The organism is Paenibacillus sinensis, from assembly GCF_019904155.1.
In the GTDB taxonomy this organism is placed as follows: domain Bacteria; phylum Bacillota; class Bacilli; order Paenibacillales; family Paenibacillaceae; genus Paenibacillus_AQ; species Paenibacillus_AQ sinensis.
Genome location: NZ_JAHCMB010000076.1, coordinates 1 through 11,960 on the forward strand (window position 1 = coordinate 1; position 11,960 = coordinate 11,960).

General features: G+C 52.4%; 18 protein-coding genes and 1 pseudogene. 3 read left to right on the forward strand and 16 right to left on the reverse strand.

All coding sequences use genetic code 11. From position 1 onward, the window contains the following. From KIH86_RS09380 to KIH86_RS09455, 16 genes and pseudogenes are all read right to left on the reverse strand, one after another. A partial coding sequence (locus tag KIH86_RS09380) for a YopX family protein (protein WP_223110414.1) occupies positions 1-289 on the reverse strand: 289 nt, incomplete at its 3' end. 5 nt (positions 290-294) lie between these two features. Then, complete coding sequence (locus KIH86_RS09385) at positions 295-1,875, reverse strand: DEAD/DEAH box helicase (RefSeq protein ID WP_223080839.1); 1,581 nt, start codon at positions 1,873-1,875, stop codon at positions 295-297. A gap of 9 nt (positions 1,876-1,884) precedes the next feature. Beyond that, entirely contained in the window at positions 1,885-2,445 is a 561-nt protein-coding gene (locus KIH86_RS09390; protein WP_223080838.1) for a hypothetical protein, read from the reverse strand. 24 nt (positions 2,446-2,469) lie between these two features. Continuing rightward, positions 2,470-3,570: an ATP-binding protein gene (locus KIH86_RS09395; protein ID WP_223080837.1), complete on the reverse strand. Its 1,101-nt coding sequence runs from the start codon at positions 3,568-3,570 to the stop codon at positions 2,470-2,472. Further along, entirely contained in the window at positions 3,570-4,904 is a 1,335-nt protein-coding gene (locus KIH86_RS09400; RefSeq protein WP_223080836.1) for an AAA family ATPase, read from the reverse strand. Before KIH86_RS09400 ends, KIH86_RS09395 begins: the two co-directional genes overlap by 1 nt. A gap of 56 nt (positions 4,905-4,960) precedes the next feature. Further along, on the reverse strand, positions 4,961-5,671 hold the full coding sequence (locus KIH86_RS09405; RefSeq protein ID WP_223080835.1) for a hypothetical protein: 711 nt from the start codon (positions 5,669-5,671) through the stop codon (positions 4,961-4,963). Positions 5,672-5,702: 31 nt separating this feature from the next. Continuing rightward, positions 5,703-6,095, reverse strand: a complete 393-nt coding sequence (locus KIH86_RS09410) for a replication terminator protein (protein ID WP_223080834.1) — start codon at positions 6,093-6,095, stop codon at positions 5,703-5,705. Positions 6,096-6,245: 150 nt separating this feature from the next. Next, positions 6,246-6,511, reverse strand: a pseudogene (locus tag KIH86_RS09415) (AbrB/MazE/SpoVT family DNA-binding domain-containing protein). Between the two features lie 16 nt (positions 6,512-6,527). Next, positions 6,528-7,232, reverse strand: a complete 705-nt coding sequence (locus KIH86_RS09420; RefSeq protein WP_223080833.1) for a hypothetical protein — start codon at positions 7,230-7,232, stop codon at positions 6,528-6,530. An 84-nt stretch (positions 7,233-7,316) separates the two neighbouring features. Beyond that, positions 7,317-7,865: an HNH endonuclease gene (locus tag KIH86_RS09425; protein WP_223080832.1), complete on the reverse strand. Its 549-nt coding sequence runs from the start codon at positions 7,863-7,865 to the stop codon at positions 7,317-7,319. A gap of 25 nt (positions 7,866-7,890) precedes the next feature. Next, positions 7,891-8,151, reverse strand: coding sequence for a hypothetical protein (locus KIH86_RS09430; RefSeq protein WP_223080831.1), 261 nt, complete (start codon positions 8,149-8,151; stop codon positions 7,891-7,893). A gap of 123 nt (positions 8,152-8,274) precedes the next feature. Further along, entirely contained in the window at positions 8,275-8,562 is a 288-nt protein-coding gene (locus KIH86_RS09435) for a hypothetical protein (protein WP_223080830.1), read from the reverse strand. Between the two features lie 149 nt (positions 8,563-8,711). Then, a complete protein-coding gene (locus tag KIH86_RS09440) occupies positions 8,712-8,924 on the reverse strand; it encodes a hypothetical protein (protein ID WP_223080829.1) in 213 nt (70 codons plus the stop codon). Further along, complete coding sequence (locus tag KIH86_RS09445; RefSeq protein WP_223080828.1) at positions 8,918-9,085, reverse strand: hypothetical protein; 168 nt, start codon at positions 9,083-9,085, stop codon at positions 8,918-8,920. Before KIH86_RS09445 ends, KIH86_RS09440 begins: the two co-directional genes overlap by 7 nt. Further along, positions 9,064-9,279 (reverse strand): helix-turn-helix domain-containing protein, encoded by a 216-nt coding sequence (locus tag KIH86_RS09450; protein WP_223080827.1) that lies wholly within the window; start codon positions 9,277-9,279, stop codon positions 9,064-9,066. Before KIH86_RS09450 ends, KIH86_RS09445 begins: the two co-directional genes overlap by 22 nt. Further along, positions 9,279-9,482, reverse strand: a complete 204-nt coding sequence (locus KIH86_RS09455) for a helix-turn-helix domain-containing protein (RefSeq protein WP_223080826.1) — start codon at positions 9,480-9,482, stop codon at positions 9,279-9,281. Before KIH86_RS09455 ends, KIH86_RS09450 begins: the two co-directional genes overlap by 1 nt. A 220-nt stretch (positions 9,483-9,702) precedes the next feature. On the opposite strand from KIH86_RS09455, the gene KIH86_RS09460 reads away from it, so the two are divergent. The 3 genes from KIH86_RS09460 (at position 9,703) to KIH86_RS09470 (ending at position 11,858) form a co-directional block, all read left to right on the forward strand. After that, positions 9,703-10,134 (forward strand): helix-turn-helix domain-containing protein, encoded by a 432-nt coding sequence (locus KIH86_RS09460; RefSeq protein WP_223080825.1) that lies wholly within the window; start codon positions 9,703-9,705, stop codon positions 10,132-10,134. Between the two features lie 17 nt (positions 10,135-10,151). Beyond that, positions 10,152-10,562 carry an ImmA/IrrE family metallo-endopeptidase gene (locus KIH86_RS09465; RefSeq protein ID WP_223080824.1) on the forward strand — a complete coding sequence of 137 codons (411 nt, stop codon included), beginning with the start codon at positions 10,152-10,154 and terminating at the stop codon, positions 10,560-10,562. A 78-nt stretch (positions 10,563-10,640) separates the two neighbouring features. Beyond that, a complete protein-coding gene (locus KIH86_RS09470) occupies positions 10,641-11,858 on the forward strand; it encodes a tyrosine-type recombinase/integrase (protein ID WP_223080823.1) in 1,218 nt (405 codons plus the stop codon). The last annotated feature ends 102 nt before the right edge of the window (positions 11,859-11,960 follow it).

Below are 11,960 nucleotides of genomic sequence, written 5' to 3' on the forward strand. Positions count from 1 at the left end.
AACCTATCTCTTCAGATTCGATTATATCCCCCTCGTATATCTCCCGTCCGTTCAGGTCTTTAAGGCCGGTGTATTGCATTATCTCAAACTTAGGCTGAAGCGGCTGCCCTGTCATCTTTGCGGCATAACCGCCGTATGACACATCTCCTTGATGGTCTGAATCCGGGTCGTGAATATCCACTCCATACAGATAAGTCAGATCATTGCTAATTTTGTGCCATTCAAGTTTATGAATCGGGAACATGGCTTTCGCCTTCCGATCCCATGCCCGAAATTTAATATCCCGCATCCTCTTCACTCCCCTCTGTATTCCTTTGGATTAATCCCTGCCGGTACCCGCCAGCCGTTGCCGGCGATGCGGTCAATCAGCCGCTTGGCCGTTTCAAACGACCATGTTCCGACGTGCTCGAATCCGCGCTGCTCCAGGAAGCGGATCTGCTTCGGCGTCGTCAGTCCCTCTGTCCGTCGTTTATCCAGACGATCCAGCAGCAGCGACGCCTTGCCAGCATTGTCTATCTGATCCGGCAGGATGCCGAGCTTCTCAAGCTTAGCGACCTGTGCCTCGCTTGGCGGCGCCTGCTCCCAGCCAAACGCTGGCACATAACCGGACAGGTCCTCTGCCTGAATCGACATTTCGAATTGCAGCGGATCAACCAGCGCGCGCTTCCGGCGCTTCATCTCCTCGAGCTGCTTCGCGAGCGCTTCTTCCCGGGCTGCGACCACATCTTCCGTTGCCTGCTTCTCAGCAGCTTCCAGATCCAGCGGCATACCGGCTTCCTCGATTTGCTTGGTCATGGCCTGCGCGATCTCCTCATTCTCGGCGATGAGGTGCGCCGGGTGACAAAGCTCATGACGCTCCGTGTGCCACAGAAAATCCAGCAATAGCAGATCTTCCTTGCCTGGATGCAGCCGGGTTCCGCGCCCGACCATCTGGCTGTAGAGAGAACGGACCTTCGTCGGACGCAGCACGACGATGCAATCGACGCTGGGGCAATCCCAGCCCTCTGTCAGCAGCATCGAATTGCACAGGACGTTGTACCGCCCGGCGTCGTAGTCAGCCAGCACTTCCGCTCGGTCCTGTGATTCCCCATTGACCTCTGCCGCCCGGAAGCCGACGGAGTTTAGTATAGAAGTAAATTTTTGGGACGTCTTAACCAGCGGCAAGAACACGACGATTTTCCGATCCTGCGCCACCCGCCACATCTCTGCCGCGATGGATTCCAGATACGGGTCCAGCGCGGTGCCGAGATCGCTTGATTTAAAGTCCCCAGCCTGTTGACCAACTGTGGACAAATCCAGCTTCAGCGGGATGGTCATCGCCTTGATCGGGCTCAGGAATCCCTCTTTGATGGCCTTCGGCAGCGTGTACTCATAGGCTAGGGATTCGAAGTAGCTGCCCAGGTTACGCATATCCCCGCGGTCTGGGGTGGCCGTAACTCCCAGGACGTTAGCCTCTTTGAAATAGTCCAGCACCCGCTGGTAACTGTCTGACAAGCAATGGTGCGCCTCGTCAATGATGATCGTATCAAAGTGGTCCGCCGCGAACTGCTGCAGCCGCTTGTCCCGCATCATCGTCTGCACGCTGCCGACCACAACCCGGTACCAGCTGCCGACGGACGTCTGCTCCGCCTTCTCGGTCGCGCAGCCGAGCCCGGTAGACTTTGCCAGCTTATCGGCTGCCTGATCAAGCAACTCGCTTCGATGGGCCAGGACGAGCACTCGCTCGCCCAGCTTTACCCGGTCTTCCGTCACCTTGGAGAATACAATCGTTTTACCGCAACCAGTTGGAAGGACCAGGAGCGTCCGCCGGACGCCCCGCTCCCACTCCGCCTGAATCGATACCCGCGCCTCCTGCTGGTAGCCTCTCAACTCCATGATGGCCACCTAAAACTGTCCGTTCGACCAGTTCCCCCCTTGAGGCGGCGGAGTGGTCGGGAAAGGAGTTTGCTGATATTGCGGCGGATTCTGATTGTACTGCGGAGCCTGACCGTATTGCGGCGCCTGTTGTCCGGCTGGGAGTTCGTCTGCAGGGTAGAAACTCTTTACCTGGTTGTTTGTCTTTTCCTCTCCGTCGCGGCCGCGAAACTTATTGATTTCCAGCTTCAGCCGACCGCGGGCGCCGATGACGGCATTCCAGTTCATGCGCAGCGGCTCACCTTTCCGTTTCTGCCCGATCCCGGCAAAAAAATTAGACAACAGACCTTCCGTCTTGGTATGCAGAAAAAGATTATGGAAGATGACCACATCCCCATGCTCTGGCGAATGCACCGTCAGCTCCAGCTTGGCCTGATTGCAGGCTGGCATCTTATCGGAGCCTGCGAACCGACCACGCTCAAATTTTGTGACAGTGAAGTTGTAGTCGCCAGCCGGCAGCAGCGTAAATTCTCCGCCATCCTTCTGAATAGTGTCGTCCCAGCCAAGCTCGCGTTCGTTTTGTTGATTCATGAATAAGTCCTCCTAGAAGTGTATTTAGAACGGGACGCTGTCCCGGGCCTGCTGAATCATACCGAATACCTGCGGCCAAGCAGACACCAGCACACCGTCGATGAAGCCAGGATCATAATTGGCAATCGGCGTGTCGTAGGTGTAGTAGCCCTTCTGGCTGACCGCGATCTGGATTTCTGCCTCTGTCACCTGATGCTGCGCCATGAGGTCGCGTAGCGCCTGCGGGATGCTCGGATTCAGCTCCGCCGGCTGGCCAGAGAGCGCCGCTGACGAGGTCTGCGGCGGCTGTTGCACGGCCGGAGCGGCATTTGTCTGCGGCGGTGGGCTTGCTGGCGGTGTGGTTGCTGGTGCCGACTGTTGCGGAGCTACCGGTCCTGCGGCCGCCTGCGCCGATCCGCTAAAGATATGGGCGATATAATCGTAATCCAGCGGGAACTCGTCCGGCAGCCCCTGCCGGTTCTTCGCGTCCCATGCAGGGTGATGAGTCGCGTACACCGTTCTCGTCCCGCCCTGCGCCTTGTGTTTGGTCCCCTTCTGATCGGCCGCCACCGAGAAGGTCTTGTAATTGATGAACAGCACCATATCGGCCCACTCCTTGACCAGCGCCGCTGTCCGGCTGCCGGTCTTGGCGCCCAACTTGAGCTGGTACCGGTCATAGGCACCCATTTCGTCGGGCTGCTCGAACTTGACGATCTGCGAATGGGCAACGAGCACCACATGAATGCCCGCCTCGATGACGTCGCTCAGCAGATTGAGGAAGCGGCCAAACTCCTCGGCCACGAAGATGTAACCTTTGCCGTATCCGAAGTCTTCCACGCCGGTCTTTTGGTGAGCGGCGCAGATGCTATCCACGCAGAGCATTTCAGCCCAATCAATTGTGTCGATGATAAGCGTTCCGAATCGGCTACTGCCCTGCCGCTTCACCCATTCGACTTGTTGTTTGAGCATTTCCCAGCTCGTCGGCTTCGGCAGGCGTTGGGCATCCATTTCAGTAGTAGAACCTTCAGTATCAATAAAGATTGGATTCGGGAACTGCGCCGCCAGCGAAGACTTCCCGATGCCTTCGGGGCCGTAAATGACGACCTTTTTAGCCTTCTGAACCTTACCGCTGATGACCTCAAACATCAGAATTCACCTGCCTTCCATGTTTGCGCCGCTGGGGCATTCCAGCCTTCGCCTGGATCGATCTCGCCAGGTGGCTGTTGGATCGTAACGCCTTCCTGGCCGGAGACATAACCGTCCTCGATGATGATGGAGCACTCTTCGCCGGTGCTGACGCGGGTCGCAATAGCCTGAAGACCCTCCTGCTCCAGCCATTGGCCAAACTCCTGTAGCGTCTGCATGTCCATCTGCTCCAGCTTGTCGAGCAGGATAAATCCGCACTCAGGTTTCAGTCTCCGCACGATGGCCGTCGCAACCCGGAGCTGCTCGGAGCCGCTCATGTTGTCCCAACGCTGGCCGTTGTAGATCAGCTCGCCGTTTTCCACACCCAACCCCGGCAATGGCAGATTGGCGTTCGCCAGCAGGTCCGTCTTCTGCTGGCGTACCGCGTTGATCTCTGTGGTCAGCACCTCGTATTGCTGGCGATAATCCCCTGCATCCGTCTCCGCCTTGTCCTTGTCCAAATTGGCACGGACCTTCCGGTTAATCTCGTCGATCTGCCGGATGTTCGCCTCGAGCTCGGACGTGGACTCGTCTTGGAGATCCAGCGCATCCTTCTGTGCGATCTCCAGATCGGCCCCGAGCTGAGCATATTTCGCCTGCGCCTCCGTCAGCAGAGCTGTCAGCCGCTCGATCTCCCTTCCCTGGCTGGCATAGGCGGCTTGGATCTGCGTGAACTGCTGCCGCTTCCGCTGGTTCTCGCCGTTGCGGGCCAGAATCTCCTGTTGCTGGCGGATCAGCTCAGAGGCGGAAACAGGCTCCTTCGGCGCGTCCGGAAAATAGGCCTGCTCCTTGGCAAACTTGGCCTTTTGATCAGCGATCTGGCCGATGGCATGACGGCGATTATATACCTCCTGCTCCTTGACCTCCAGGTCGTGGAGCTGCTGGCCAACGCCGATGATCCGTAGCAGGATAGCTGCCTTTTCCTTGTTCGAAGCGTTCAGAAACTTGGGAAGGTCGATCGCCAGTTCTTCGACAAAGCTATCCAGGAGCTGCTGACCGCCTTTCTGGCCATTCGGATCGATCACCTTCAGGTCCGAATTCTTCCCCTTCCGCTCCACGACAAGGCCATTAGAGAGGACAATATGCAGATAAGGGTCTGTGACAGATTCCTCACGCTTAGCCTGGCTGGGGCGGTGTTTGTTGCCGCCAAGTCCCCAGGCGATAGCATCCAGCACACTGGTCTTTCCTTGACCATTCCGGCCGCCGACGACCGTCAGGCCCGCGCTGCTTGGCTCGATCTTCACAGCCTTGACTCGCTTCACGTTTTCGATTTCCAGCTTATTGATTTTAATCAATGGTCATCCTCCTTTGTGATGGGACGGCACGACGGCCGCCCCAGTATGGTGAATGGTTAAGCGATAACGACGATCTTCTCGGCTTCGATCAGCTCCGACAACTCTTCCGAAAGGTAGGAGGCAACCGCGCCAATAGCGGTAATTCTCCAGGCTCCTCCGTCCGCTTCGAACAAGGCAGCCAGCGGCCCCGTTTTCATACGGAAGACGAATGGAGAAGCTGGTTGCTCCACTTCGATGAAGGTACGATATGGAGCCAAAAGAACCGGATTCGGTACCTTCACGTCCTCAACCGTTGCAACGCCTGTTTTGGCCGTCACGGCCTGAGAGACTCCGTCGTCGCCCAATTGCCGCACGTTCTCCTCCTTGATGTTGCCGACGACCTTCAGCAGCTTGGATCGGTCTTCGGTCGGAGTGAATCCGGATTGAAGCTTAATAATAAAATCCTCGGTTTCGTAGAAGGCGCCATACCGATACTCCGGCAGGAGCGCTTCTGCTTCAATAATCCGTTTCCGAGCAAAGTCGTTGTTATAAGAGGAAGAGACGCTTACCTGCGTCGGGCTGACCACATGCACCAGGAGCGGTGCCTGCCGGTCAAACTCTGATTTCAGGTAGTCGACCAAGCCGGACAGGGAGCGAACCGTCAGCGGTGCCGGTGTAGGCTCGGCCACCTTATAAAGCTGATGGGTAGCGTATTGCTGGCCGTTAATTTCAAGAACTTCCGTCTGGCCGGATTTGGCCATAAACTCCAAAGCATCGCGATCGAACATGAATGATTCCTCCTATGAATGGTTTTATGAATTAGTAAATCCGCTTAATCTTGTCGCCGTCGGCCGTGATCTTGACGCCGGTATCGTCAGCGACGTCGCCGTCATTGTCAATGTACGTCTGCCCGCGCTGACTCGACTTGAGTTCAGCTGCAACGGCTTTGCCTTCGTTGTCCCGGTCCATGATGATCGTCGTAAGAACTTCCTTGGCCGGCGCCAGCGTACTGGTCGCACTGATGGAGACCTCCGCCATTTCACGGTTATCGTTCGGCTTGATCGTCAAGGTGATGGCGACCTTCCGGACTGCTTTGGCTGCTGTATTCGGGTCGGCGATGTTCGTCAGGACTTTAGCCAGCTCCTGCTTAAAGCGTTCGGAGATACTGCCGTCCGCCAGGGATTCCAGTTTAATTTCAACGCTCTGACTCATGAGCGATTCCTCCTAAAAGTGAATTGTATATGTCAACGCCGCGGCTTCCTCGCGTCCGAATCAACCGCGACGGGATACGTGTCAGCTGTATTTCGGGCAGGTCGAAACAAGACGCATTAATGGAGCGTCACCTTTAACGGTAAGAATGGCTTAACGACGGACATTTTTGTCATGGAGCTGCTTGATCTTTGCGATGCATGCCGGGCAGAGAAGCTTATCGAAGAAGCGCTGCATCCCCGGGCCCGTCTCCTCACAGAACATGCACCCCGGCGCGTATTTCTGAAGAATGATCCTCTGCCCATCCACGAAGATTTCAAGCCCGTCCTTTTCATCGATACCCAGCGTCCGGCGCAACTCAATGGGGATGACTACCCGGCCAAGTTATCGAGCTGGCGAACAATTCCTGTTGCTTTCATATTGCTGTCCCTCCTCTCAGTTATCGAACCAAAAGACAATACGTGCGCTCTCCGGATCGTCACCAGCCAGCTCAGCCAGTTTGGGTATAGACCAGGAGCAGAACGTGCCGAGCGCATCCCGCAGATTCTTGTTCCAGTTGATTAGCGTGTAATAATAATTAGAGTTCTCAAGTGGAAACCAGTAGTTATCACGAATTCGTTCCTTCATTTCTTGATTGGTAATATGCTGAACCATACCACCGCCAACTCCACGACTCCAAGAATAAGGCTCTCCAACTTCCAGAAACCTCTTGAATTGCTCCACCCCGACCCAGCCTTCGCGGGTGATGGTCTGATCCCAGTTATAGGCGTTCAGCTCCCCCGCCGTTAGCCAGGAATGGCTGTGCCCGTCTGCGCCCCAACCTTCCGTCGATTCCTTGGCTTCCGGTGAAATATCTTCCGGCAGCCCCTTGGGTACAGCTACCGGAACCAGGTCGTGCCCAGCACGAACGCCAGCAAGCACCTCAAACAGCAAGTAATGACGGCCTTCATAGAGGTAGTCGTATGTCCCCTGCCGCAGTTCTTCCAGTCGGCGCTCCGAGTAAGCCGCCGATTGGCCACGTTCCTTGCATTTTTCAATGTATCCTTTGCACTCCTCAATTTCCGGCTCGTTCACGCCCTTGACGGCCTGCCATTTGCCGTCGATCTTCTTCTCCACAAGCAGATGGATATCGCATCCCATACTTGATTTCTCCTCCTGGTCAGTGCTAAACTGACCTCATCATAAGATTTTGTCTTGCGATGACCTGAGCTTAAGGTTGCAGCCTTAGGCTCTTTTTGTTAACGCAGTAGCCTCTTTTGAATAAGGCATCAATTCTGCTCTTGCTTTTTTCACGGCCTTTGATGCATCTGAAATATCAGCAAATAGCCCACAAAAATATTTTTTTCCATTAACTTCTATCCGGGCCATCCACTTATTATCGCTTCGGCTCCATGACACCCCGAGTACGCCAGACTTACTGTTGCGTCGAGCACCTCTTAGATTTTGTTGATTCTCCGAATTGTTAAGTATTCTGAGATTCTTCCTCCTATTATTAAGAGGGTTATTGTCAAAATGATCGATCTGCATATCATCCGGACAAACAGTAATCCAACGATGAAGGTAAATGGTAATCCTCTTCCCGTCTGGTTGCTGAATTTTCCCTCGGCAATAAAATTCACGGCTCGTTGGGTCCCAGCCTACGCACCAGGAATTAGGAAACTCTTTTGCCAGAGGCAAATCAGCTGTATCAATGAGCACTTCCTTCATTCCGTATTTAGGACTGTCGACAAGGATAACTGTCACCGCACCTCTGATTTCATACTGATTTTTCACTTAAACCATCCCCGTCGGGTCATTTTCATGCTTTAGCAGCTTTCGCCATCTTCATCATTTGCATTAACTGCATGCCGGGATCTTTCGAGGCATTCACCGCTGACCGTTTAATGTCAGATGCTACTTGATCGGCCAGTGCTTCATGACATTCCGGATTCAAGGTAATGTACAGGAATCCACCCAAGCCAGAACAAATAGCCGACAAGAACTGAGCGACATCATCTTCAGAGTTTGTCTCCTGGGTAACCTTTGAAATGAACCTTGCAACTTCAGCACTGTAATCCATCTTCGTTTTCACCTCCTTCTCAGGGTCTCATCATCAACCAGCCTATCAGGATCACCGACACCGCGATCAGCTCCAGCCCAAAAGCGTTCAGTAACCCGCGAATAATGCCCAGACCGTCACGCTTCATAACCCTCTCTGCCGCTCACGCAGATATCTCCGAGCCTGCTCCAGCTTTCTGATTACGACATCAATAGACCGCTCGTCAGTGAACGTCAGACGAACTGGACTCATTTCAGCCGGCACTTCCTCACCTGGTTCTGGAAATTCGACTACTTCCCCAATCGGGCCGGGCTCTTTCTGCATGAACAGCACTACCGCTGTCGGCTTTCTGATTGGTATCCAGCCTGCGCCGACATTTATGTCGCCGGCCCCCATCTGGACATCACGCATACTACCTTCATCAATAATCACAAGCGTTCTCCTCTCTCTAAAGGGATAGTGCCTCGATCTCGCCGTCCAGCCAATCCAGAGCTGCCGGAAGTACATCCGGATTACACGCTGCCCGGCCGTTTGTGAGGAGCCACCGGAGCCGCCGCAGTTCGAGACGACGCAGGGTCACCTCAGCCGGCATCAGAATACTGGAATTGGCTTGCATGGCCGGCATCCTCCTTTGATATAGAAGACAGCGTCTCGACGATCTCGTACCGTGCGGCTCCCAGCTTACTCAGGTGCTTGACTCGACGTGCAGCCAGTTCGGCTTCGATCACTTGGTCCAGATGCCACTTGGCGAGGGCCAGGTGGTCCATTGCTAGCTTTTCATTAAAATTCACCAAGGTTGTTCCTCCTTCTCGTTAAGCTCCAAGGCGATCCCGTCACCTTCGTTCCATACTTCGTTGATCGTTGCACCCGCTTGGATGGAGCGCAGGATGCTTTCAAAATGGACGATTAGGCTTTCGGGCTTGTCCGAGTTTTTCAGGACCCAGGTTTGCCGCATGATGGGGCTCCTTTCTGCGGGAATAGGCTCTCCTCGTACTCCAGCAGCCATTCCCGTTTTATCTTCCAGTGCTTGCCCTGCTTGTAGGCTTTCAGCTTACCTGCTTTAATCCGATTGATTACCGTGTATTTGCTAACATTGAGATAATCAGCGGCGTCGATCACATCAACGGTCGGTCGCAGTAGCTCAGACATTACTCCACCGCCGTTTCTTCTTGCAGAAAGTAATCGACCGTTACACCAAAATAATCAGCTAAAATCTTGAGTTTGTCGGCCTTCGGTTTGTAATTTCCCTGCTTCCAGTTGGTCAGTGTCGCGGTAGAAATTCCGGTTTCCTTAGCAACCTGATACGAAGTTTTTTCCGACTTCTCCAGCAGGGCGAGGAATTTTTCATACAAGATATCCGTCTCCTTCCAGAAAAAGTATTGACCTATAGCTAAGGTTTCTTATATAATCAAAGTGCCAACTAAGTTATACAAGAAATATTAGCTAATGTTGTTTTTAGCTCAGTTATCTAAGCTATGTCTGTATACTAGCATAGTTTTCTAAGCGAGTCAACAACAAGTAGCTTATTTTCCTGACTTATTTTTTCAGTGAAATAAACTATGGAGGAAGACTATGTACGAGATATTTGAAAAACTCTTAGCCCAGCACGGTATCACGGCTTACCGGGTGGCGAAAGATACGGGAATTACAACCGCTACCTTCACGAGTTGGAAGCAAGGAAAATACACGCCTAAGCGTGAGAAGCTCCAGAAAGTGGCTGATTACTTCGGGGTAACACTTGCATATTTAATGGGAGAATCAGAGGGAAATGGTGAGAATGAAGAAAAGCCTTATTACGCTCTCTCTGACAAAGATGAACGCGACATCGCGATTGACCTGGAAAGAATGATGAACGAACTTAATAGTGATTCTTCTATAGCTTTCATGGGTGAGCCCATGGACGAAGAGGATCGGGAGCTTCTCCGAATATCTCTGGAGAATGCACTGAGGCTTTCTAAGGAAATGGCAAAGAAAAAGTTCACTCCTAAAAAATATAGAAATTGATTTCTGGGGGAAACCACATGGGGAACAACATAGTTGATTTATTAATCAAGGCCCATGGAACCAATGACCCAACAAGAATAGCGGATGAACACAGCATAAGGGTTCTATATGAGGACTTAGGAAAGAACACGTGGGGATACTACAGTTGCATTAAAAGGATCCCCATCATACATGTGAATTCGAGCCTGCCAGATTTCTTTAGGCCGTTTACAGTAGCACACGAATTGGGGCATCATTTTCTTCACCGTGGGGTTAACACTCCATTTTTGCGGGGGAACACTTTACTCTCGGTCGATAAGATCGAACGCGAAGCCAACCGATTCGCAATGGCATTACTGGTCGGGCTTTTACAACCTTATCAAGATGAAACGAAGTCGCAATTTTTATTGAGATGCGGAATCCCAATACAATTACATACTTTTTTATAACCTTCGCGCTTTCCAGCTGAAAGGCTGTTTAAATACACCTAAAAACCGAACATATGTTTGATGAAGGGAGAGAAAAAGATGGCGAGGAAGAAAGCCGAAAAGAAGTTTCCCAAGAACATCAGAGAGCGAGAAGGGAAATTTACGTATCGCTATTATGTCCCCGCAACCGTTCTGGAAGACGGCGTCGAGAAGAAAGTAAACAAGGAAACTGAGTCGCCGCGCTTTAACACCTTACAGGAAGCGGTTGATTTTGGCATCCTGCTGAGCGCTCGCAAACTGCAAAAAGGGTTAACTTATGACGTGAGTTTGTCAGTCAGCTCATGGAGCAGAGTATGGCTCGAGGAATACACGCTTGAAAGGGAACCAGCCAAAAACACACTGAAAAGCCGAGAATACGGTCTTAAGGTTATCAACGCACGTTTCGGAGCTTTCCAGTTGTCTGAGGTCACGCCGAGTGCCTACCAGCAGTTTCTGTATGACCTGAAGAAAAAAGGTCTCAGCCGCAGCAGCATAACGACAGTCCACACGGCTGCTAGTTTAATGTTTAAGCATGCCAAGAGAGCAGGGCTTATCAACTCCGATTCTACTGACGGCGCCACAATTCCGAAAGAACAAAAAAAAGCACGACAACCCGGTGAAAAAAGACAAGTCCTTCCCAAGTATCTTGAGAAGGACGAGCTTAAAACTTTTTTGCAGTTGTGCCGGTTCATGCTAACGACAAACCTTTGGGCCCTTTTCGTGGTACTGGCTTACACAGGCTTGCGGATCAGCGAGGCGGCTGGTCTCCAATGGGAGGATATTGACTTCAAGAAGCGGACGATTGACGTCAATAAACAAATATATGGATCGAGTGTAATGTCCTATTCGTTCGCCGCTCCTAAGAACGAACAAAGCGAGCGGATTGTCAGCTTTGGAGAAACCGTAGCTAAAGCCTTGCAGTTGCTCATGGACTGGCAACAAGAAGAACGGAAGTCCGCGAAGATTTTTAATCCAAATGATAATTTTGTTTTCTGGTGTCATACTTTGCCAGGCTATCCTATCGCGATAACGAGCATTGGAAAAATAATGCGAAAGGCGCTTGATAAGGCAGGCCTTGCAACAAACCTTACACCGCACAGCCTCCGTCACACACATGTCTCGCTGCTAGCCAGCAATCCCCGTGTTGGGTTGCCTGAGATCCAGGCTCGTATCGGGCATAAGAGTAATTCCAAAGTTACGGAACTGATCTATCTGCACGTCACTAAGCAACGCCAGTATCAAATCGCCGATGATTTCGAATGGGCGATTAACAACTAACCGCGACCCGATTGCGGGTAACTTGCGGGTAACAAATCGTGTCAAAGCCTTCTATCCTCTTGACTGTCGCGGGTTTCCTCATACCCGTTAAATATAGAACAT